The organism is Bacteroides sp. AM41-16 (assembly GCF_003603495.1).
Taxonomy (GTDB): domain Bacteria; phylum Bacteroidota; class Bacteroidia; order Bacteroidales; family Bacteroidaceae; genus Bacteroides; species Bacteroides uniformis.
This window is the reverse complement of the sequence record NZ_QTNE01000021.1, coordinates 88,276-109,262: the sequence shown is the minus strand read 5'-3', so window position 1 is coordinate 109,262 and position 20,987 is coordinate 88,276. Positions and strand designations below refer to the sequence as shown.

Below are 20,987 nucleotides of genomic sequence, written 5' to 3'. Positions count from 1 at the left end.
GTACTTAAAAAAAATATTTTATAATAGTGTTGCGGAATTAAGGATGAAGTTTTTCCGTCCGCGCTGGGGCTTCTTCTTCGGGCAAATATTGGGACGGATGACGCGGCTGTGCTACAAGTTCAGTTCGATGTTGGGATATGAAATCGTATCGAATTCCCATGACACGGCGGCAATTCTCCATGAAAGATGAAAGAGACGACGATTGAACCTTATCTCCCAATGTTGGAACGGTTCGAAGAATTTTTCAGGGAAGAACTGGCATCCCGTTTGTCGGTCGAATCCGTTGATTCCGTGATGGAAGCGGCTGTCGAGAATTTTCATCGTATCTCCGCAATCATTCCGGATGTCCCGCCGACATCACCATGGGTGAAAAACATTATCGGTATAGCCTATGAGATCGGTCTGTGGCAAGAACTGTCGGCCAGAGGATGGAGTCCGGCAGAACTTTCCATTGTTACGCAGAAAGCATTGAAAAAGCTCACGTTGTCGAGTATCCCTTCTGAAAAAATTTCGGAAATACGCGAAATGTTGTGTTCGCCCGACTATGTGCGTCGCATCGCTTCCGCTTCGCATGTTTCCACAGAGGACGATTGGCTGTTCGATTGCGTGTTGCCGAATGCGGACGATACGTTCGATGTCGGTATGGACATTGCCCGGTGCCCGGTCGCCGAACTCTGTTCCCGTATTGGCGTCGAGTGCTTTTTCCCCTATTTCTGCGTGAATGATTATATCACACACGATGTACTCGGTATCCGGCTGACACGGACCCGCACATTGGCACACGGTGCTTCGTGCTGCGATTTCCGGCTGACAAAAGAGCGGGGAGCGGCTGACGGGGCTGTTGTAATCCGGCCGGAAGATTTACAGGAATTTACCAACAACGGATAGAGAGAATCGGATAAAATTCAATATATGGAAACAAAAGAAAAGAAGAAAGAAGGTCTGTCCCGCCTGTTCGAGATCGCGGGGCAGAAGAAAGGGCTGCTTTTTCTGGCGGGTCTGCTGTCGGCAGGCAGCGCCGTGTGTATGCTCGTACCCTATTGGGCGGTGTACGAGGTGTTGAAAGAGCTGCTGACGCACGGTACAAGCCCGGCTTCGGTGGACGAAGCCGGCATGATTCGTTGGGGCTGGATCGCCTTCTGCGGGCTTATCGGCGGACTGGTGCTGCTGTACGCCGCCCTGATGTCCTCGCACGTGGCTGCATTCCGCATTCTGTACGGATTGCGTGTCCGGCTGTCCGAGCATATCGGCAAACTGTCGCTGGGTTATCTCAACAACACCTCTACCGGAGCCATCAAGAAGACGATGGAGCAGAACATCGAGAAAATCGAGGGATTCATCGCCCACACGATTCCCGATTTGGTGAACGTAGTGGCGACGGTCGTGGTGATGCTCGTCATCTTTTTCTCGCTGGATACATGGCTGACGGCGGTCTGTCTGGCCGTGGTGCTGTTGAGCTTCGCCCTGCAATTCTCCAATTTCATGGGGAAGAAGGCACGGGAGTTCATGAGTATTTACTATGATGCGCAGGAAAAGATGAGCGCCTCCGCCGTGCAGTACGTCAGGGGAATGCCCGTGGTGAAGATATTCGGACAGAGCGTCCGCTCGTTCCGGCAGTTCAACGCCGAGATACAGGCTTACAAGACATTCGCCCTGAAATGCTGCGACACCTACCAGAACGGGATGATCGCGTTCACCGTCCTGCTGGGTTCGATGGTGACGTTCATTCTTCCCGTGGGTATCCTGCTGATACAAGGGAATCCGCAGTCGCTCGCATTGGCCGCCGTATGGCTGTTTTTCATCATCATGGGACCGGGTGTGGCTTCGCCCATCTACAAACTGACGTTCCTGGGCGGAAACACCAAGGAGATCGACGAAGGCGTGGCGCGTATCGACCGCATTCTGGAGAAAAAGCCCGTTCCCGAACCGGAACACCCCGAAGTGCCGCAGTCGTATGAGGTGGAGTTCCGCCACGTGTCATTCTCCTACGAAAATACGGAACAGGGCACACGTACCGAGGCGCTGCGCGATGTTTGCTTCACGGCGCCGCAAGGCCGGATTACGGCGCTCGTGGGGCCTTCGGGAAGCGGCAAGTCCACCGTCGCGAACCTGATTCCCCGTTTCTGGGACGTGGAGCAGGGCGAGATTCTCATCGGTGGCGTGAACATCAAGAACATCGCTACGACGCAGTTGATGGATACCGTTTCATTCGTCTTTCAGGATACGTTCCTGTTCTACGACACGCTGTACGAGAACATCGCCGTCGGTTCCCCCGCCGCAACGAAAGAAACGGTCGTGGCGGCGGCCAAAGCCGCCCAGTGCCACGAGTTCATCGAGCGGCTGCCGCAAGGCTACGAGACGAGAATAGGCGACGAGGGCGTGTATCTGTCGGGCGGCGAGGCGCAGCGGGTATGCGTGGCCCGCGCCATTCTGAAGAATGCGCCGATACTGGTACTGGACGAAGCCACGGCCTTCGCCGATCCGGAGAACGAATACAAGATGCAGCAGGCCCTTCAATCCCTGATAAAAGGCAAGACCGTGATTATTATCGCCCACCGGCTGTCGTCCATCGTCTCGGCGGACAACATCGTGGTCTTGCAGCAGGGACGGATCGTACAGCAGGGCCAGCACGACGACTTATCCGTCGCCGAGGGGCTCTACAAGAACATGTGGGATGCCTATACGAGCGCTTATCATTGGAAGTTGAACAAAAATTGAATACGGAGATATGAAAAAGAATAGTTTCTTGAACGATATTTTACAGAATACGAGTTGTCCGCAGGGATTCTGGGGACGGATGATTTTGCGGGGAATGAACTGTTTCCACGCTTCGCTGGCCCATCGCGGCATGAAACAGGTGGACTGGCGGCCGGAATGGAATGTGCTGGACATCGGATGCGGGGGCGGCGCCAACGTGAAGCGTCTGCTGAAGCTGTGTCCGCAGGGAAAAGTTTACGGCATGGACCTGTCGGAGGAGAGCGTCGCCTTCGCCCGCAGGCACAATGCGGGAGAACTGGACCGCCGATGTTTCATACAGCAGGGCGATGTCTGCTCCCTGCCTTACGGGGACGGGGCCTTCGATGCCGTTACGGCCTTCGAGACCGTCTATTTCTGGTCTTCCGTCAGCAAGGCGCTGGCCGAAGTCTTCCGCGTGATCCGGAAAGGGGGCTGCTTTCTCATCAGTCTGGAAGCGAGCGACCCCGAACTCGGAAAGGCGTGGACGGAGCGGATAAAGGGAATGACGGTGTACGGAGCCGAAGAACTGAAACAGTTGCTGTCCCAAGCCGGCTTTTCCGACATCCGGGTAATTCAGAAAAAAGAAGAACTGCATATCGTCGCACATAAATGAAAGGAGTGGAACATGAATGCGATTAAAAACATTACGATAGGCCATACGGAACGTCTTTACAAGCCCGTGGGCTATACCATGCTCGCCAATCTGGTCAACATCATACCTTTCTGCCTCTCCATCGAGGCGGTGCGCATCATCTTCGCCGCGTTCGACGGCAGCGGACGACCGCTCGACACGGCAAGACTGTGGTGCATTTTCGGCATATTGGCTGTCTATATGCTGGTGATGGCTTTGGCCGAACGGGCCTCCTACCGGGCCAATTTCAGAGGAGCCTACGAAATGAGTGCGTCGGGGCGCATTGCACTGGCGGAACATCTGCGGAAACTCTCTCTCGGATTTCTTTCCCGGCGCGACCCCGGCGATCTTTCGTCCATGCTCGTTACCGATTTCACGATGGCCGAGACGGGCATTTCCCACCATTTGCCCCAACTGATGGGAGCCGTCGTCATGCCCGTGCTGGCATTCCTCTCGCTGGTATGGATCGACTGGCGGATGGCCGTTGCCATGTTCGCCGCACTGCCGGTCGCCTTGCTTGTCCTATGGATGAGCACGAGTGTGCAGAAAAAGTTGAGCGGCAGGCAGATACAAGCCAAAATCAATGCCGGGAACCGCTTGGAGGAATACTTGCAGGGCATTCGCGTGATGAAAGCCTACAACCTGCTGGGCGACCGCTTTGTCCGCCTGCGCGATGCTTTTGCGGAACTGCGCCGTGCCTGTATCCGTCAGGAAGCCATGCTGGGGCCTTTCGTGCTGCTGAGCATTACATTGGTGCGGGCCGGACTGACCCTGATGGTGCTGTGCGGAACCTACCTGCTGTTGGGAGGCGAACTCTCGCTGCTCGTCTTCGTGCTGTTCCTCGTGGTCGGCTCGCGCGTGTTCGACCCGCTGACTTCGGCGCTGACCAACTTTGCGGAGTTCCGCTACTTCTCCATTGCCGGAGGGCGTATTCTCACGCTGATGAACGAGCCGGAGATGGAAGGCGAACGGCAGGCGCCGGCCACCGGCGACATCCGGTTCGAGCATGTGTCGTTCGCCTATCAGGACAAGAAGGTGCTTCAGGACGTTTCCATCGCGTTTCCGAGAAACACGCTGACGGCTCTCGTCGGTCCTTCGGGGAGCGGGAAAAGTACGGTGATGAAACTTTGCGCCCGATTCTACGACCCGCAGCAGGGGCGTGTCCTTTTCGATGGCGTTCCGATGAAAGATATAGAACCTGAAAGTCTGATGAGCCGCATCTCGATGGTGTTCCAGGACGTCTATCTGTTTCAGGACACGATACGCGACAATATCCGTTTCGGAAAGCCCGGTGCGACGGACGAGGAGATCATCGCGGCAGCCGAGAAAGCCTGCTGCCACGATTTCATCATGCGCCTGCCGCAGGGATACGACACGATGGTGGGTGAGGGCGGTTGCACGCTGTCCGGCGGCGAGAAACAGCGCATATCCATCGCCCGCGCCATCTTGAAGGATGCGCCGATTATCCTGCTGGACGAGGCGACCGCATCGCTCGACCCGGAAAACGAGGTGGAGGTGCAGAAAGCCATCGACACGCTTATCAAGGGACGCACCGTCATCGTCATCGCCCACAAGCTTAAGACGATCATGAATGCGGACCGGATCGTCGTTCTGGAAGACGGACGGGTAAAAGAACAAGGCACGCACGACGAACTGATGCGGCACGAGGGGCTTTATGCCCGTCTGTGGACGATTCAAGAGAAGTCCGCAGGCTGGACCGTATAGAATAACGGGAAGCCCGGATAATAGGACTTTCACGAAAAGCCGGAAAGAAGGCAAGCCCCTCTTTTCGGCTTTTCCTTATTTTATCGGCATTGTCGTAAATCAGTACGACGGCATAGTTACTGTTTCTGACTGCTGAACGATGCTGCGTTATTCATTGTTCGCTGGACCTTTCGGTTATGGCAGAGACAAGACGGCTACCCGGCCTCGTGTCCGGAAACACCTTATTATAATTATACCGAAAAATTTCCTTTTCAAGTCCATATTCTATACCCGTTATATCCCGTTCACCTCTCCTTTTTATTTATTCTCGTTCTTATCGCTCCCTGCCGCACTCCCTTGTCGGTGTGATTTTCCCATGCGAAGGTACAGCGTCATTCGGTCGTCAAGTACCGCTCCGCTAACCGGCTCGCGGATTTGCCCGGCAGCCTTCCCAAATCGAAGATGACCTTTCGGTCCCCGCCGTGCTGCGCTGTCGGGTTGGGTATTCCGTTCAATCCCCGGCGGTTTCCTTGCCTTTTCCTCATTTTCCCGCTGTCTGGCCTGCATGTAAAATCTATCCCGATAAGGAAGCCGGAACAGCTTCCGAAAAAAGGGAAGAAAAAGTTTAACGAATAAAAATTAACGATTATGCCAAACTGGTGTTCAACAGCGTATGTGATAGAGGGCGACGCGCAGGAAATCAAAAGCCTCTATGAGTTGATGAAAGATTTGCAGGACAGAAAAACGCCTGCCGTGAAAAACGGCTTCGGGACATCATGGCTGGGGTGTCTTGTGGATGCCTTGGGCAAGGACTGGGACAAGGTGAGTTGTCGGGGAGATTGGGCAAACCTCGAAATGGTAGGCGAAACCCTCCGCTTTACGACGGAGACGGCATGGGGGCCATGCAACGAGACATTCGACCTCGTGTGCGAGAAATTCCCATCGCTCCGTTATTATTACCAGACCGAAGAGCCGGGAATGGGCTTCTACGAGACCAACGACAGCGAAGGCAAGTATTTTACCGACAAATACATAGTCGATTTATGTACTGCCAAAGGCAAATACTTCTGCGAATATTTTGCCGACAGGGAGAGCCTGTTTGCGTGGCTTGGCGAGGTCGCAGGAAAAACCGTCCGCTCGGAACAGGATGCCAAGGCTCTGTTTGAAGAATGGGCGCAGGAAAACCCCGATTCTTGCTGCAGTATCAATGAATATGTGGTCGTGGATTAAATCGGACAGACAGCCATGAGAACCTATCATTGGAAAGAGTACGGCTTTATCGGGACTGTACCCGACTTCGCCCGGCATTTCGGGATATGCAAAAGCCCGACTTTCGTCAATGCGGTGCGGAGAGTGTCCCGACACGTTTATAACTGCATGAACGCACGGGAACAGGCGGAATATGAAGAGAAGCGGGAGCGGGTGAAACCCGCTTACCGCCTCTATCTGGACGAGGAACGCACACGTTTCATCGAAATGACGAAAGAGGAGTACGAAGCTGTCGGCCTGCCCGTGGTGCAGGAAGAGGTCGGCATGTTCAAACTGTCTTACAGGAACAGAAGCCTGCCCGCATCGTTTGTCGGAAACGGTCGGGACGAAAGCCCCGTGGCTTCGGCCATGAAAAAATATCGGGCAGAAGCCATGCGTTTCGCCGGACAGGTCATGCTGGCTACGGGTTATTTCAATACCCGTCTGCCGACCGAACAGCCCAAAACCGAGATAAACTATACGGAATTGCGATTGTCGTACAGCAACGGTATCGTGTTCTATTTTGTCGCTGACCGTAGCCGTGACGGAGTATGCGGCTGTTACCTGCAACGGATAACGCTCGACGGCAAGCAGATATATAACGGCTGTTTTAGCCGATATTCCAGCGTCGATGACGTTTTGCAAAAGACACAATCGAACGGAGAATGCCAAAATGCCCATTACCATTTTATAGAGTAGACGATAAGCCCTCTCGGACAGTAAAAGTTCGAGAGGACTTTCTCTGTACGCCGTTTCCACGGAACGACCTCCTTTTTTAGCCAATGTTCCGGCTTTTTTATACAGTCCGGCTTCTTCCCCTTTTACTCCACTATCGTATCTCCTTCTTTCCCTTATCTCGTTTCCGCCACTTTCTCGCCGGTTGGATTTTCCCATGCAAAGGTACAGCGGTCGTCCGGTGTCAAGTACCGCCATGCTAACCGCTCGTGGATTTGCCCGGCAGCCTTCCCAAATCGAAGATGTCCTTTCAGTTCCCTCCTTGCTGCGCCTGTCGGGTTGGGTATTCCGTGAAATCCCCGGCTGTTTGCTTGCCTTCCCGTCCTTTCCCCGCTGTCTGATCTGCATGTAAAATCTCTCCCGGCAAGGAAAGCTGAAAAGCTTCCGAGAGGAGGGAAATAAATAACTCGGAGTTTAATTTAACTTTTATGTATTATGCACGCAAATGGTAATCAAATTATGGAAGGGAAAGTTCTGGACGAACAGGTTAAGATAAGAATTTTTGAGGCATTCCGGCAGTCATGTTTTTTGTTTGATGAAACAAGCGGTCAATGCGCCTATATGGGGTCGGTTCGTAAATGCGATGGGAAGTGTCGCCTAATGCTACGCTTTAAGCAGAATCTGGATAAATTGTTTTGTTGAAAAGGAATTGCAGCCATTGGCTGAACCTTATCGACAAGTTCAATATAGCGGATAGAAAGATATATTAATTTTTAATCTTGACAAGATATGAGTATAATATGTACACGATGTGGCGGTACGCAGGTAGTATGCGAAGCCACAGTAAACCCCAACACCAAAGTGATAACGGAAATTTCCGACGATTCTTTGCAATTCGGCCGGTGCGAAACCTGTAAGGCACGAAGCGTCCTGACGGATGTAGAGAAGACAAAGGCCGCCATCAAGAGCGGATTTGCCGGATTTGTCGAGGCGAACGGCAGGAAGCCCCATTATGCAAGTTGTCGGATAGTATGGAAGTACACCAACGATTCCGAAGACGTAAAAATCCGGCTGCTGGAAAGCGGTGAAAGTATTGGAAACGACATGTTCTTCTCCTGCAACAGCCTCCATGCCCTCGAATCTCTGGCGGAGTTCGGAAAAGAACCGTTCATCGTAACGGAATGTTACGGGTTCAAGACCTTAACAGAAGAGGAAATCTCCGATGAAAAAGCGTATGAATACGAGTTCGGAGACGAGAAAATCGTTGTTACAGGTAAAGAAGTACGTGCATTTTACTCGGAAGTATACAGGCAGACGGCACAGGACATCGAACAGTTTGCAGCCTATAATACGGCAAAACGCATGTATTACCGGAAAAATGATTGCCAGCTTACCCCGGAGCTTGTCCGACGGTTGCTCGATGAAGAACATTTGATGAAAGCAGGTGAATCCGACAGTTTCACGATTCAGTTGTTCTTCCTGTGGCATGTGCGGATTCGGAAAGAACCTGAAAATTTTGCACCGTTCAAATACGCTTTGGAAGCCTGTTGCTTGGATAACGTACAGACTTTCAGCCGCCGATACATCACGCTCGAAAAAGCATTGCTTCATTGCCTGAACGGTTTCAATGAAAACGCTAATATTCAAAACCGCTACCAATCCCTGCAAGACTATCTTCTGGGACAGGCGCACGGCAAACGCTGATAAATAGCCTCATGCGGCACAAGCCTCCGAACCTGCAAAGCCGGTTTCGGGGGCTTTATTCCGCAAGGTCGTCTCTCCAGTTATATGCCATACCCGGCATGTCACAAGAAATTCCTTTTTAAGCGGACGTCCACCTGTTATAACCCTTATACCCCATTTCCATTCCTTTCTACCTCCCGATAGCGTTTCCCGTTTTTGCTCCTGACGTTACCCGACAAATCAAGGCAAGACACACGACACCCTATGCAGCTGCAAAGGAACGTCGGAGGAGTTAAACTCTTTTATATCACATTCCTGTGAATCTTAATAAAAAAAGTCGTTCATGGCACCTTGTGGAATTGATTTTTATATATTTGCTTCTGAAAAAAACATACTGGAAACAGTGCCGGATAGTATGTGAAGAACAGAAACTTTTGGGAAAATAATATGTAAATACAAAATTATAAAAACAAAAAAATGATTAGAGTTGCCACGATAAAGGATGCTTCAAGACTTGCGGAAATACAGATTTTCTCTAAAAGAAAAGCCTTTCGCCCTATTTTTCAAAACGATGATGTTTCCTTTAATGAAATGTCGGTATTGCGTCTTGCATTATATTATCAGGATGTTATAGGAGCTTTGGACGATATATATGTTTTTGATGACGGGATTGTAAAGGGGATGATGAAACTGGATTGTAAAAACAGTATATGGGAATTGAAAGAGTTGTATGTAGATCCGTTCTTTCAAGGAGAAGGTGTTGGGACAAAACTTATGCGCCATTTCCTTACAACAGCAAAAAGTCACGATGTAAAAGAGGTTTACCTGTGGGTGTTGGAAGAAAATTTTGCAGCAAGAAAATTTTATGAGAGCCACGGGTATGTCTATACAGGAAATAAAAAAGAGTTTTCCGATTCAGGAAAATATCTGTTGAATTATGCATTACGATTAAAAGCCACCTTATAATCCGGCTCGCGTTCCGAAAATTCCGCTTTGCCGGGCACGTGAAGTCCCTTGGACGGTCAAAAGGTTCAGGGGGCTTTTTTTGTCAATCGCCCTCACAGGCAGATTTTCTTTTTTAGCCGTTATTCCCACTTCTATATACAATCGGGCTTCTTCCTCTTTTATTCCGGTTATCCCATTCTTTCCCTGATCTCGCCCCCGTTGCCTCCTCGCCGGTTGGATTTTCTCATGCAAAGGTACAGCGGTCGTCCGGCGTCAAGCACCACTATGCTAACGGCTCGCGGATTTGCCCGGCAGCCTTCCGCAAATCGAAGATGGCCTTTCAGCCCCCGCCTCGTACCTCGACGGGTTGGGTATTCCGTGAAATTCTCCGGCCGTTTGCTTGCCTTTCCGTCCTTTCCCCGCTGTCTGGCTTGCATGTAAAATCTCTCCCGCCAAGGAAGCCGAAAGGCTCCGAAAGCAGGGAGAAGAAAAAAGCAAGTTCAACAAATTAAAAATTTAAAGTTATGCACAGCAAGATTTTTCAAATTACCGAAACACGGGTGAGCAAGGACAACTACCTGAACGAGGACACCCTCACGCAGGGCGACGATAGTTTCTTTGACTATTGTGCGGAGATTGACGATGAGGAACGCCAGTTCCATATCGACAACTTGGTAAACAACATTCTGCCCAAAGGCATGTTCGAGCTTGTTTCCGACGATACCATACGCTACAAAGGCGGTGCGGAACGATGGAGAGAAGATTTCATCGCAGACATTCGAAGCAGGGCGGAAGCCCTTACCCCCGAAAGCGTGCAGGACTGGATTGGCCCGGTCTATCAACTCGAAAAGTTCCTGAAAAACCCGCTCGATACCGCTTACTGGTTCTACATGGACGAGGAGGGGCTGCAATCCAACGCCGAGCAATCCTACGAGTTCCTGCGGCAGGCATGTGAATTTAAACCCGGTACGCTGCTTTACATCGGCGGTGTCATCGACTATCATTTTTAACCTCAAAACGCTGAACGATGAAAGGTACGGAACATTTCAAACGGACTATCAAGGAATACTTGGACGGCAAGGCACGGACGGACGAACTTTTCGCCGTCTCCTATGCCAAAGAAAACAAAAACTTGGACGATTGTATCACATTCATTCTCAATCAAGTCAAGGCAAGCGGCTGTTGCGGAATGACCGACGACGAGGTGTGGTCGCTCGCCATTCATTACTATGATGAGGACAACATCGACGTGGGCAAACCTATCAGTTGTGGCGTCGTGGTCAATCACAAGGTGGAGCTGACCGAAGAAGAAAAGGCGCAAGCCCGAAAAGACGCGCTGAAAGCCTATCAGGAGGAAGAAATGCGCAAGATACAGCAACGCCACAGCAGGCCGAAGCCGACCGCCAAAGCTGTACAGAATACCCAAACGGAACTCTCACTCTTCGATTTCTGACCATGAAAGCACGGACAAAATTTCAGCATCAGGTAGTAGCCGCCAACGGGCGGTTGCTGCCTATCACGGAGAAACAGGCAGAATGGGCGTTCCGGCATACCGTCGGACATTACGCTTTTCGTACACCGAGCGGACAAACGACCTGCCTCGATTGCGGTCATAGGTGGAACGAGACAAAGGCGAAGCGTTGCCATTGCCCGAACTGCCACGCCAAACTGACGCTCAAAGACACGCTTTGCCGCAAGACAGATGAGAAAAGCTATTTTTCTGTCATCACCACGCAGGACGGATTTCAGGTGCAGCGGATTTTCAGAATGAATGTCTGTTACCGCAAAGGCAAGAACGCATGGACAGACGTGTGCGAAGTGGCGAGATACTGGTTGGACGAGAACGGGAAAACCGCTTTGACAGCCTTGCAACGGACAATGGGGTGTTATTTGGACAGCTTTCTGTACGGGTCGGGATTGGAACTGCGGAACGACAATTACGTGTACCAACGCATAGCCGACTGTTATGTCTGTCCGGGCTACACGGTTATCCCGAAGTTACGGCGCAACGGGCTGAAAGGGTCGTTTGCCGACATCGCCCCGCAAAAGCTGATGAAAGCCCTGCTATCGGACAGCCGAGTGGAGACAATACTTAAAAGTGGACGCAAACGAGACCTCAAGCACTTCATCGACCACCCGCAGGATTTGGATTTCTGTTGGCCGTCCTACAAAATCGTGTTACGCCAGAAGTATCGGATAACGGACATTGGAATATGGGTGGATTATCTCCGTATGCTCGACAGATGCGGCAAGGACTTGCACAACGCCCACTATGTTTGCCCCGCCGATTTGAAAGCCGAGCATGACAAGTATCAGAACAAGGTGCGTATTCTCCAAGAGCAGGAAAAACGCAAGGAGCAGATGAAACGGGCGAGGGAAAACGAGGCACGTTTTAGGGAGTTGAAAGGCAAGTTCTTCGGTCTGGAGTTCACGGACGGAACGATAGTCGTCCGTGTACTGGATAGCGTGGAAGCCTACTACGACGAGGGTAATGCGTTGCACCACTGCGTGGGACAGTGCGAATATTACCTCAAACCGGATACGCTGGTATTCTCCGCACGGATAGAGGACAAGAGGGTCGAGACCGTAGAATTGAGCCTCGAAACATTCAAGGTGCTGCAGTCGAGAGGACTGTGTAATAAAAATACGAAATATCACAAGCGGATTATGAACCTCGTGCATAAGAACATCGCCCTTATCCGAAAGCGCATGGCCGCCTGATACCGGCTGCGGAAGTTATATCGGGCAACCACCTGCCAATCGGGACAGGTGGTTGTTCATATTCCCGATAAAGGCCATGTCGAACATTCTGTTATACAGACAATTCTTTTTCCATTCCCTTACATTTTGTCCGATGGACAATCGTTCGACGTTTTTTTTGCCCTTTATACCCCAGACACATACTGCCGTCGTTTCCTGTTGTAACGGCCGGAGATCTTTGCCTCCATTCCCTTTGTATGCTTGGGCGTATCATTTCATGGAATCTCCACTATCGCCACGGCCTGTTTTTACGCAGCAAAGGTACGGCGAACGAACAGCGTGTCAAGTACCGCTTCGCTACTCCGGATAAAATTTGACGCAAACTTTCCGCAATCGCAGATTGCGGCATTTCATAAAATTTTAACCTCCGTTCCTTGCCTGCTGTTCTTGCTTTCGCCGTTGGGAATTGCACGTAAAAATCAACCCTTTGGGCGAAGTCGGAAGGCTTCAAGAAAAGGGAAATAAAAAAACAGAACAATGACAGCAATAGAACAGATTATCGCCATAGCTGAACAATTAGGCTGGCAAGTTAAAACCGATACCGACAAACCGAACCTCGTGGTGTTCGATTTTCAGCAATACACACCTCACGGGCAGGATTTCAGTTTCTCGGTTGAGATGAAAGGCAATGACACCGACAGCTTGTTACAGGAAGTTGAAACATATTACGAAGACTTCGACCCCGACTATGAAGCCTACCTGTGGATTGGTACGGACGGGCATGGCAAGAACGGCGCACCTTACCGAATCAAAGACATCGTGAGCGATATGGAGCAGGCGGAAGCCATGATAGAAAAACTTTATGAAACATTAAAAACAACCATGCAATGAGAACGAAAACCCTCTACACACGAGACGCCGAAAAGGCAGGAATAAGCCGTTTCCCAAACTTTCACCGCACGGGGAACATAACCGGCATGAAGCAGCTTTACTACGGAAAAAACGCCCTATTGGTACGTTGCGGGAGTCAGATTTACAACGTATCGAGCGAACCCGAAATTTACTACAACATGGCTCATTAAATGGTATTCATTATGAAAAGAGCAAGTTACAAGAAAGATTTTCAGAGTTGGAAAGGCATAATGGCTCTAAAACTGCTCTGCTGCAATATAGTTGCAGGCCGTTTTGATTGGAAGAAATACTGTACGCCACAGTCTTATTGCGGTCAGGAAATTTGCGTTGTACCGCTGCATTGCTCCTACGGACAGATAGGCTATACCGTGCACTTCCCTTATTCCGATATACCGGAAGTGGAATACGATTGGGAAATGAACAAATTAACTATCGACAAAGAGAATTGGGAAAGCTATTTAACGTGAGTATAATTCAAAATATAGCCAGTTGCCCGTCTTTGAAAAACATACATCAATGGCGGGCTTCTTTCAAAAACAGTATGCTGTTATGGTAGAAAGGGAGTTGGAAATAAAGTTATATTAAAGGAAGTGGGGCATGGAATATTCAATATCTTTATCTTCAACCATATATTTTTCCTGAAATTGAGCAATTTCTTTGCAAAAATCATCTGTCATACAATAAATCTCCGTAATTTTGGTCTCTGAAAACATCATGGTAATTGCTTAAATGTTAATTGAATACTATAAATTCAATACTTTTATTGCTATGTGCCTAATTTATTTACAGAATTAGAATTGAAAGAATATGACACAGACTTTTTATACCCAATGGCAATCTTCTGTCCTTGCAGACGCAGAAACTTATGTTTCAAAGGAATACAGTAATTTCCAAACGGCATTGCTACGTGAAATATCCAAATATGCAGAAGCCGTGGATGCGGCGGTCGTATCCGAGAATAAGGGGCATTATTATACAAGTTGCTTTATTGAACGTAATGGTAAGTTTGTATACATAAACCATTCTGCGGATGTGCGGATGGATGATGGGATAAAGATAGAACTCGGTTCGTTCATGATACGGACTGCCCGGCACGCAAAGGATTATACCGGCGGAAACAATCAATATTGCGATATGCTGCAGTTACAGTCAATGATTGACAAACTGCTGTCGTAATGATAACATATAGTCTGTAGCGGAATGAAAACCGGTAGGGACTATAAGGATGTGGAGCGCCTTCAGTATGAAATCGCTCCACATTCTTCATATTACGCTGCCGTTACCGACGCAGACCGCCGCCATATTCCGCCTCTTGTAGCTCCTCCCTGTATTCTTCAAGCTCGTTCAGCTTCTCGTTCACGGCTTGCAGGTTGGCCTCCAGCGTCATGTTGTGGTCATAAGGGTAATGATGTTGTACGGCCATCCCTGCATTGGTGGCCGTACCCACGTCCAGCGTATCCTTGTCCCTGTTGTACCTTGCATACAGAATATCTCCGTTTGGCATTTCGAATACCGGCATTCTCTGATGTGTCAGTTCAGCAAACTGTTCCGCCGCCATATCTTTGGCCACCTCTTTCACATCATCGCTGGCACGGTCTGTGCCGTAACGTGTGATATGGTCCCGCACCTCCTGTTCCGTGTATTTCAGCATGATGTCGTATGTGCCTCCGACACTTCCGTTGTACACCACGGCAAAGTCCTTATCTTCAATCAGCAGGTCATCGCCCCGGTTCTGGAGGGGAGAAGCGTATGTATGCTGCTCGTCCATGCCGTTGCCGTCGTAATACTCCTTGGCGAGCGCAAGCAGACCCTTGTAGTCGCCTTTGTCCTTCAATTCGTCCAGTTGCTTCGTGTCGTCAGCGGTTTGGAGATAGGCCACCGAAGCATAAAAAATACGTTCCTTGGCAGAGCGTTTGTCCTCTTGCTCTTCGGTAACATTTTGTTCCAACTCCTGCGCAATCTTATCCACCTTTTGAGTAACGATTGACGAAGCTCTTTTCACGTCCAGAAGCGTTGTCTTGATAAACTGTGGGGATTCTTTCAACTCATCGAGCCACCCTTTGAGGTATGCGCAACTGTCTTCCTTTATATGCTTGGTCATGCCGTAGCGTTGTGCGACCAACGCGCTGCCCAGTTCGGCCACCAGTTCCTCGCGGGCATACTCTTTCGAACCGAAAGAGGTAGGTTGGAGTCGGTCAAGCACACCTTCGGCACCCGTGGAATGGACCATCTCATGGAACAGCGTTCCGTAGAAAGATTCCCCGTCTCTGAACTGCTCCTTTTCGGGTACGACAATCTCGTTCTTTGTGATTGAGTAGTATGCTTCGTTTTGGTGCGTCGGTTTGATGGGACAAATCCAAAGGTTGTCCTTTATCATCGCATCGACAGGCCCAAAACTGAAATGTTCGCCGTTTTCGACCCTTTTCCCGTTCTCTCTTTCCAACTGCTCCCATAACTCCGGTCGAGCCTCCTGCAGGTTGGTCTGGGCGACATTGAACACCCGGAACACCTGCATTTTCGGATAGACATTGTATTGCGCCTTCTCTTCGTCGGAGAGTTTCTTGTAGTCGTCGTACTTGATTTTCTCCTTTGTTTCCTTATGTATGCAGGTGAATGTGGTCAGCATGACGGGAAACGATTTCTCGCCGCGCAGTACAGATACACGGGGTAATTCCTGCCCGTCCTTGCCGGGCTTGTTGAGCCGCTGCACGCAGTCAAAGGTGCAGAAGCGCGGAATCTTGTACCCCTCATTCTCACAATGCAACAGTAACATAAGGGCGTTCATACCGTTGTACTCCCGCCCGGAAAGGTTACGCGGCCATTGCAGTGCCCCCTCGGTAAACCACGGCTTATGCCAGTCCTTGTGGATGCTTTCGATTTTCTCGATCATCATCTCGGCAAAGAGGTCCAGCGCCTTGTCCTCGCTGCTCGGCCCCTCCGTATTTCGCTTTCTATAACCGGCCATGACTGCTACTGATTGAAGTTATCCGATTCGGGAATATATTGCGCCAGTTCTTCCACCCGGCAGGAGATGTCCGGCTTCCCGTTATGTACCGAGACCGTCATTTCGCCCTTGGCTTCTACCTTGACGCCCGGTTGCAGCCACTCTTCACGTTGCCTGTCGAAGCAGAAGAAACGCACCCATTGGTACTCGAAATTCTCATCGACCTTTTCGGTGCTGAATGCAGAGAACATCGTGTAGGACTTATCCTTTTTGTCCTTCCGTTCCTCGATGTTCTTGCCCACCTTGCCCCGGAACGACAGTTCGCCCTTGATGGAATCCGCGATGTCCGCCGCCGGGCCGATACGGTCGGCAAAGAGGTTGAAATAGAGCTTTTCGCCCCGGCGTTTCAGGAACAGCGTCCCCGCAACCTCGACACGCAATCCGTTTCGATAGCCGGATACCTTCTTCTGACCGCCCTCCTTGCTGACACTGATCTCGACCGTTTCGTTCCGACCGTCCTTGCCTTGGAGCACGACGCGGAGCGGAAAGGTCAGGAATGTTTTCTCTTCTTTGGTCGTGCGCATCGAAGCGTCGCGGCCGATGGTGCCGCACGCCGTAATATTGCATTTAATCATTTTATTTTGTCTTTTAGTGATACATAGTCCACCGGACAAAGCGGGGTGTCTTGAAGTTGAACAGGTTGAAAGCGTTTCCTAATCGGGAGCACGTATTCTCATGTAGACAATCCAGCCGGCAATACCCAGTTGGACGCCCACGATAACGAGTGTTGCTACCCAACCGAATAGCCGGGAACAGAACAGGATATGCAGGGCGCAGACGGACACCCCGGACAAGTACCCGCAAAGTCGTATCATCACGCGTTTTATCATGACTTTTTGGGATTATCTTTTCAGGTTTTCCGATTGTGCCCGTTGTTCGGACATTCCCCGTTCAAAGTTCTGCGACGCCGCCTCCGAGAGGATGACCGTGTTCAGCACGCCGGTCACACGCAGCCGTTTGGCTTCCTCCGAAAGAGAACTGTCGTTCAGCGTCACCGACAGGCGGCTTAACTCGGCAGAGGCCAGTTCCCGTGATACCTGAACGCTGCCGTTGTCCGCCTGCAGGACAGCTCGCCCGTTTTCCCCGACTGTGAGGTCACAGGTTTTCATGCCCGGCAGCAACGCTTTGAGGTCGATACGCCGGCTGTCCATCGCCTCGGAAATGGCTGCCTTTTGTTCCTCCTTGTTCTTGCTGTCGATTTGCGTCGCCAGTAACATCAGGGAGGTAAAGGCGGTCATGGCCATTTCCACGACAGGATCACTGCACCCCGACAATCCCACGCCGCTATCCTCCGAGGAGAGCAGTTTTTTCATCCACGCATCGGGCGAAAGGCTTTTGCCGGTGGCATTCTCTTCTGTTCCCTTATATCGGGCGAGCAGGTCGTTGCCGTTATGTAGTACCTGCTGTTTGATGTGGCCCTTTTGTGCGATTTCAGCCAGATACGCTGCCGGATCGACGTCCCGCTGCGTGCCGTCCGCATAAATCTGCCGGACACCGAAGTGCAGGTGCTCCCCGGTCGTCCGTGTCCCCGTGTTACCGGAACGGCCGAGCTTCTGGCCTGCCTGTACCGTATCGCCTGCCTTTACGGAAACTTCGCCGAGGTGCATGTAGGTACACTGTACCTTGCTGCCGTCCGGACGGGTGTATTCCACGGTCAGCGATTTGTTACCGGGTGCATGGCCTTTGTCTTTGACAGCGACGACCTTGCCGTCTTTTTCCGTGGCCAGGACCGTATCGCCGTCGCACCGGATGTCGATACCCGTGTGCATACGTTCCTTGCCGTCTGCCGGATCTTGCCGCATACCGAATGGCGAGGTGACGAAAAGAAACTCTTTCCGCTCCACCGGAAACGAATAGTCCACTGTATTTCCGACCTCACGGAGCGGGTTCTCTTCCACGCCGAACCGCTTTCCCTGCGTCTCCATTTCCTGCATGACCTGCCGGTCGTACTTTTGCAGCCCGTTCTGTTCGATGATACGTTGCAGGCTGTCGGCATAATGCCCGCCCGTGGCATAGCCCGCCTTTTCGAGGCCCTGTGTCCAGCCCTTGTAGTCATCGGGCGAGAGCGAGAAACAGCGGGCATAGCGGCTGTTCTCTTTCAGGAAGCGTGAGTGGTGCTCATACGAATCGCCCACGCTGTCGTAGCTGCAAAACTTCTCGTTCGGCTTGTCATCGGAATACAGACCGTACCGGCCACCTTCGGCAATCCATTCGGGCGTGGCCTTGATGCCGAAATGGTTGTTCTCATTCACGGCCAAACGGCTCTGCCCGTTGGAACTTTCCAGTATGCCCTGTGCCAGCGTCACGGAGGCCGGAATGCCGTACCTCCGCATCTGTGCCATCGCATAATCTGCGTATTGTTCCGTATATTCTTGATTCTTGTTTGCCATATCTTTACCTCCTCATGGTTGGACGTTGTTCGTTCTCGTTCTGTTCGTCAGTTGCCTCTGCAGGCTCGTTTTGCTGCGCCTTGGACATACCGTCACAATCCATCACGTATGCCCGCAGCGCATGGATTTGCTGCCTTGTTTCCTCATTGCTGTGTTCAAATACCAATATGATTTTGTCCGCATCATACGGAATGCGTTCTTTGGCCGGAGGCATGTCCAGCTCGTTCGCTATGGTCTCCGCATCATACATGGAAGCGTAATACTTGTTCTCATGTTTGAAAAGGACGACCGCTTCCGGTTGTTCCTCTTTGATTTTCTTGTATTTGTCATACAGTTGTTCCGGTATATCTTTTATGGGCAACTCTTTCAAGGATGAAGCAGTTTTGGGGGATTCCTCATTGGCTTGCTTGGGGTGCTTGTCCTTATCCTGCTGTAGGGTATCCTCTTCTCCTTGTTTCTTTCCGGCAGTCTCTTCCTGCGTCTGTCCTTTACGCAGCACATCGGCAAAAAGCGTGGCCGCCAGATGGCGTTTATATTCTGCACGGTCCTCGGCCAGCCACATGCGCTGCCACTGTTGCCGCGTGACGCTCCGGGGCTGCAGTTTCTTCCCGTCGATGGTCGCCACGCACAGAGTTCCTTCTTGTTTGGTCTTGAATACGGACACACGCTGAATCCGGTTCAGGTCGATGTCCTGCGCCCCGCTGCTGAACAGGTCCACTTTCAGGTCTGGCTGTGTTTCCGCCAGTACATAATACTTGTGCGCCAGTTCCATGCGTACCTTGTCGATGTTGTCCATCGCCTGTTTGAGCGTGGAGAAAAAACGGTTCACGTCCTCCTTGTCTGGATAGATACTGTACCCGTTCTGATGTTCGGGCTTCAGATACAGCGCCCAGCGGTTCTTGTCGTCCTGGATCATCTGTATCTGGTCGAAACCGATTTCGTCCGCCCGTTTGACCGCAGGCGTCACGTCCAGTGTGGAAAGCATCTCCAGTGCCCAGTTCTTCAGTCGGGCCAGTGATACCTGTTTCTTGGCGAAATAGGCATCATCGGGCCTGTACCCCCATGCGCCGTCGGGATTGAAGAAACGCACGTTTTCAATACCTTCCCTTCGCAAAGCCCTGCCGATACGGGCCTTGTTCATGCCCGGCACTTCGTTGTCCACCTCCGGCGACGCACCGGCAGGGAGTATCACATCCGCCGATTTCGAGGACGGATCGATGACGATGACAATGGTCTTGTCCTCCTTGTTCGGGTGTTTCCGGATTTCATCGGCCACGTAGAAATGCTTGGGTAACTGCTCCTGCATATCCGAAGTCTGCCGGCGGTTACGCATCGTGGCATATTCGATTTTCTCGCCCCGTTCCGCCTTGTGGATTACTTCGAGGGCGTTGTTCACGTCGCTTTCGAGGGCATCCATCAGGTTGGGGTTCTCTTTAAGTTCCCGGTTCCAGTAGTCTACCAATTCAAGGCTTTTGTCGGACAGACGGGCAGGCAGTCCCAGTTCCAGCATTTTGATGCCCGAAGCCACCTCCACGATCAGCCGTTCCTGTTTGAGGGCATCTTCCGAAGGACCCATGCCGTTTTTCATCACCATGCCTTCACGGGCCAGCCGTTGTTGGTGCCCCGTGGCGCTCACGATTTGCCGCAAGGCTTCCTGAACGTAGTCGTTATAATGCTCGAAGTTCCGTTGGCGCGGCATATAGACCGCATCGCGGTCCGTCTCGTAATGGGGCATTCCGCTGCCGTCCGAACGCACGGGCACGAGATTGTCCCGCATTTTCAGCAGGAAGTCGTTGAAGCGGATATGCAGTCTCCGTTCATCGGTTTCGGAGTAGCCACGCTCCACGGCACTACCGTCTTTCTGCAATACCGCATCGTAAGTCTCCTTATCCACGTAGGGCAGTGTCGTCTGGTCGATGTTGAAAAGTGTGCGGATCTCCCTGTTATGTATGCCCTTGTACTGTTTCTGCACCTCCTCGTCCAGTTTCAGATAAGCGTCCCGGCTGATGATGTCCTCCGGATTGTTGCGGTGGACGTACTTGTTCCAGTTGTAGAACAGGAACGGAACGCCTTGCTCGTGCTCGCGTACCGATGTGCCGCGTGCCTTGGCATCGCTGTAAAGGGTGAACAGGTTGGTCTTGCACCCGTTCCGGTCCGAATGCAAGGCCATGAACAGGCCGTTGAACGGGCTGACGGCAACACCTTTCGGATAAAATTTCGGAAAGCCCTTGCCCGTAGCGTTGAGCCAGTGTCCCCCGGCATTCGACGCTTCGTTCAAAGCCGTGGAGAGCAGCTCTATCTGACGCTCCTCGGCATTCTTTTCTATTTGCGATTTTTCTTTCATATTCCCATATTTTTA

Annotated in this window: 21 protein-coding genes and 2 pseudogenes; 16 read left to right on the top strand and 7 right to left on the bottom strand. The window is 51.3% G+C overall.

Features of this window, described 5'->3' with window-relative positions:
• The 5 genes and pseudogenes from DW896_RS17025 to DW896_RS17005 all read left to right on the top strand — a co-directional run.
• A pseudogene (locus DW896_RS17025) lies at positions 1 to 190 on the top strand (hypothetical protein); the annotation flags it as partial.
• Positions 187 to 888, top strand: a complete 702-nt coding sequence (locus tag DW896_RS17020; RefSeq protein WP_007571988.1) for an L-2-amino-thiazoline-4-carboxylic acid hydrolase — start codon at positions 187 to 189, stop codon at positions 886 to 888. The pseudogene DW896_RS17025 and the gene DW896_RS17020, both read left to right, overlap by 4 nt.
• 24 nt (positions 889 to 912) lie before the next feature.
• Positions 913 to 2,718, top strand: coding sequence for an ABC transporter ATP-binding protein (locus tag DW896_RS17015; protein WP_007571990.1), 1,806 nt, complete (start codon positions 913 to 915; stop codon positions 2,716 to 2,718).
• A gap of 10 nt (positions 2,719 to 2,728) precedes the next feature.
• The gene (locus tag DW896_RS17010) at positions 2,729 to 3,349 is read left to right on the top strand and encodes a class I SAM-dependent methyltransferase (protein ID WP_007571993.1); all 621 of its coding nucleotides are present in this window, start codon (positions 2,729 to 2,731) and stop codon (positions 3,347 to 3,349) included.
• 12 nt (positions 3,350 to 3,361) lie between these two features.
• Positions 3,362 to 5,092: an ABC transporter ATP-binding protein gene (locus tag DW896_RS17005; RefSeq protein WP_007571994.1), complete on the top strand. Its 1,731-nt coding sequence runs from the start codon at positions 3,362 to 3,364 to the stop codon at positions 5,090 to 5,092.
• A 297-nt stretch (positions 5,093 to 5,389) separates the two neighbouring features.
• Here DW896_RS17005 and DW896_RS17000 read toward each other — a convergent pair whose 3' ends face one another.
• The gene (locus tag DW896_RS17000) at positions 5,390 to 5,638 is read right to left on the bottom strand and encodes a hypothetical protein (RefSeq protein ID WP_007571995.1); all 249 of its coding nucleotides are present in this window, start codon (positions 5,636 to 5,638) and stop codon (positions 5,390 to 5,392) included.
• 81 nt (positions 5,639 to 5,719) lie between these two features.
• Here DW896_RS17000 and DW896_RS16995 point away from each other — a divergent pair, with 81 nt between their 5' ends.
• The 10 genes from DW896_RS16995 to DW896_RS16930 all read left to right on the top strand — a co-directional run bounded on the left by DW896_RS16995 (position 5,720) and on the right by DW896_RS16930 (position 13,701).
• Positions 5,720 to 6,301 (top strand): hypothetical protein, encoded by a 582-nt coding sequence (locus tag DW896_RS16995; protein WP_007571996.1) that lies wholly within the window; start codon positions 5,720 to 5,722, stop codon positions 6,299 to 6,301.
• 15 nt (positions 6,302 to 6,316) lie between these two features.
• Positions 6,317 to 7,018, top strand: a complete 702-nt coding sequence (locus DW896_RS16990) for a hypothetical protein (protein WP_225719306.1) — start codon at positions 6,317 to 6,319, stop codon at positions 7,016 to 7,018.
• Positions 7,019 to 7,783: 765 nt separating this feature from the next.
• Entirely contained in the window at positions 7,784 to 8,698 is a 915-nt protein-coding gene (locus tag DW896_RS16975; RefSeq protein WP_044301934.1) for a hypothetical protein, read from the top strand.
• A gap of 456 nt (positions 8,699 to 9,154) precedes the next feature.
• Positions 9,155 to 9,643: a GNAT family N-acetyltransferase gene (locus DW896_RS16970; protein ID WP_008654991.1), complete on the top strand. Its 489-nt coding sequence runs from the start codon at positions 9,155 to 9,157 to the stop codon at positions 9,641 to 9,643.
• Positions 9,644 to 10,146: 503 nt separating this feature from the next.
• Positions 10,147 to 10,632: a hypothetical protein gene (locus DW896_RS16960; protein WP_008654997.1), complete on the top strand. Its 486-nt coding sequence runs from the start codon at positions 10,147 to 10,149 to the stop codon at positions 10,630 to 10,632.
• Between the two features lie 17 nt (positions 10,633 to 10,649).
• Complete coding sequence (locus tag DW896_RS16955; RefSeq protein ID WP_008654998.1) at positions 10,650 to 11,075, top strand: PcfK-like family protein; 426 nt, start codon at positions 10,650 to 10,652, stop codon at positions 11,073 to 11,075.
• Positions 11,076 to 11,077: 2 nt separating this feature from the next.
• Positions 11,078 to 12,343: a PcfJ domain-containing protein gene (locus DW896_RS16950; RefSeq protein WP_008654999.1), complete on the top strand. Its 1,266-nt coding sequence runs from the start codon at positions 11,078 to 11,080 to the stop codon at positions 12,341 to 12,343.
• Between the two features lie 516 nt (positions 12,344 to 12,859).
• Positions 12,860 to 13,213, top strand: coding sequence for a hypothetical protein (locus tag DW896_RS16940; protein WP_008655002.1), 354 nt, complete (start codon positions 12,860 to 12,862; stop codon positions 13,211 to 13,213).
• Positions 13,210 to 13,404 (top strand): hypothetical protein, encoded by a 195-nt coding sequence (locus tag DW896_RS16935; RefSeq protein ID WP_008655004.1) that lies wholly within the window; start codon positions 13,210 to 13,212, stop codon positions 13,402 to 13,404. The genes DW896_RS16940 and DW896_RS16935 overlap by 4 nt, the downstream gene beginning before the upstream one ends.
• 12 nt (positions 13,405 to 13,416) lie before the next feature.
• A complete protein-coding gene (locus tag DW896_RS16930; RefSeq protein ID WP_008655007.1) occupies positions 13,417 to 13,701 on the top strand; it encodes a hypothetical protein in 285 nt (94 codons plus the stop codon).
• Positions 13,702 to 13,848: 147 nt separating this feature from the next.
• On the opposite strand, the pseudogene DW896_RS21905 reads toward DW896_RS16930, so the two are convergent.
• Positions 13,849 to 13,947 (bottom strand): annotated as a pseudogene (locus DW896_RS21905) (IS982 family transposase); the annotation flags it as partial.
• Between the two features lie 94 nt (positions 13,948 to 14,041).
• On the opposite strand from DW896_RS21905, the gene DW896_RS16925 reads away from it, so the two are divergent.
• Positions 14,042 to 14,410: a hypothetical protein gene (locus DW896_RS16925; protein WP_008655022.1), complete on the top strand. Its 369-nt coding sequence runs from the start codon at positions 14,042 to 14,044 to the stop codon at positions 14,408 to 14,410.
• A 103-nt stretch (positions 14,411 to 14,513) separates the two neighbouring features.
• Here DW896_RS16925 and DW896_RS16920 read toward each other — a convergent pair whose 3' ends face one another.
• From DW896_RS16920 to DW896_RS16905, 5 genes are all read right to left on the bottom strand, one after another.
• On the bottom strand, positions 14,514 to 16,199 hold the full coding sequence (locus DW896_RS16920; RefSeq protein ID WP_008655024.1) for a zincin-like metallopeptidase domain-containing protein: 1,686 nt from the start codon (positions 16,197 to 16,199) through the stop codon (positions 14,514 to 14,516).
• Between the two features lie 5 nt (positions 16,200 to 16,204).
• Positions 16,205 to 16,813, bottom strand: coding sequence for a hypothetical protein (locus tag DW896_RS16915; protein WP_008655026.1), 609 nt, complete (start codon positions 16,811 to 16,813; stop codon positions 16,205 to 16,207).
• Between the two features lie 78 nt (positions 16,814 to 16,891).
• Entirely contained in the window at positions 16,892 to 17,053 is a 162-nt protein-coding gene (locus tag DW896_RS21530) for a hypothetical protein (protein WP_165860124.1), read from the bottom strand.
• Positions 17,054 to 17,080: 27 nt separating this feature from the next.
• The gene (locus DW896_RS16910; protein WP_044301932.1) at positions 17,081 to 18,628 is read right to left on the bottom strand and encodes a glucosaminidase domain-containing protein; all 1,548 of its coding nucleotides are present in this window, start codon (positions 18,626 to 18,628) and stop codon (positions 17,081 to 17,083) included.
• 4 nt (positions 18,629 to 18,632) lie between these two features.
• Positions 18,633 to 20,972, bottom strand: a complete 2,340-nt coding sequence (locus DW896_RS16905; protein ID WP_008655030.1) for a zincin-like metallopeptidase domain-containing protein — start codon at positions 20,970 to 20,972, stop codon at positions 18,633 to 18,635.
• Between the last annotated feature and the right edge of the window lie 15 nt (positions 20,973 to 20,987).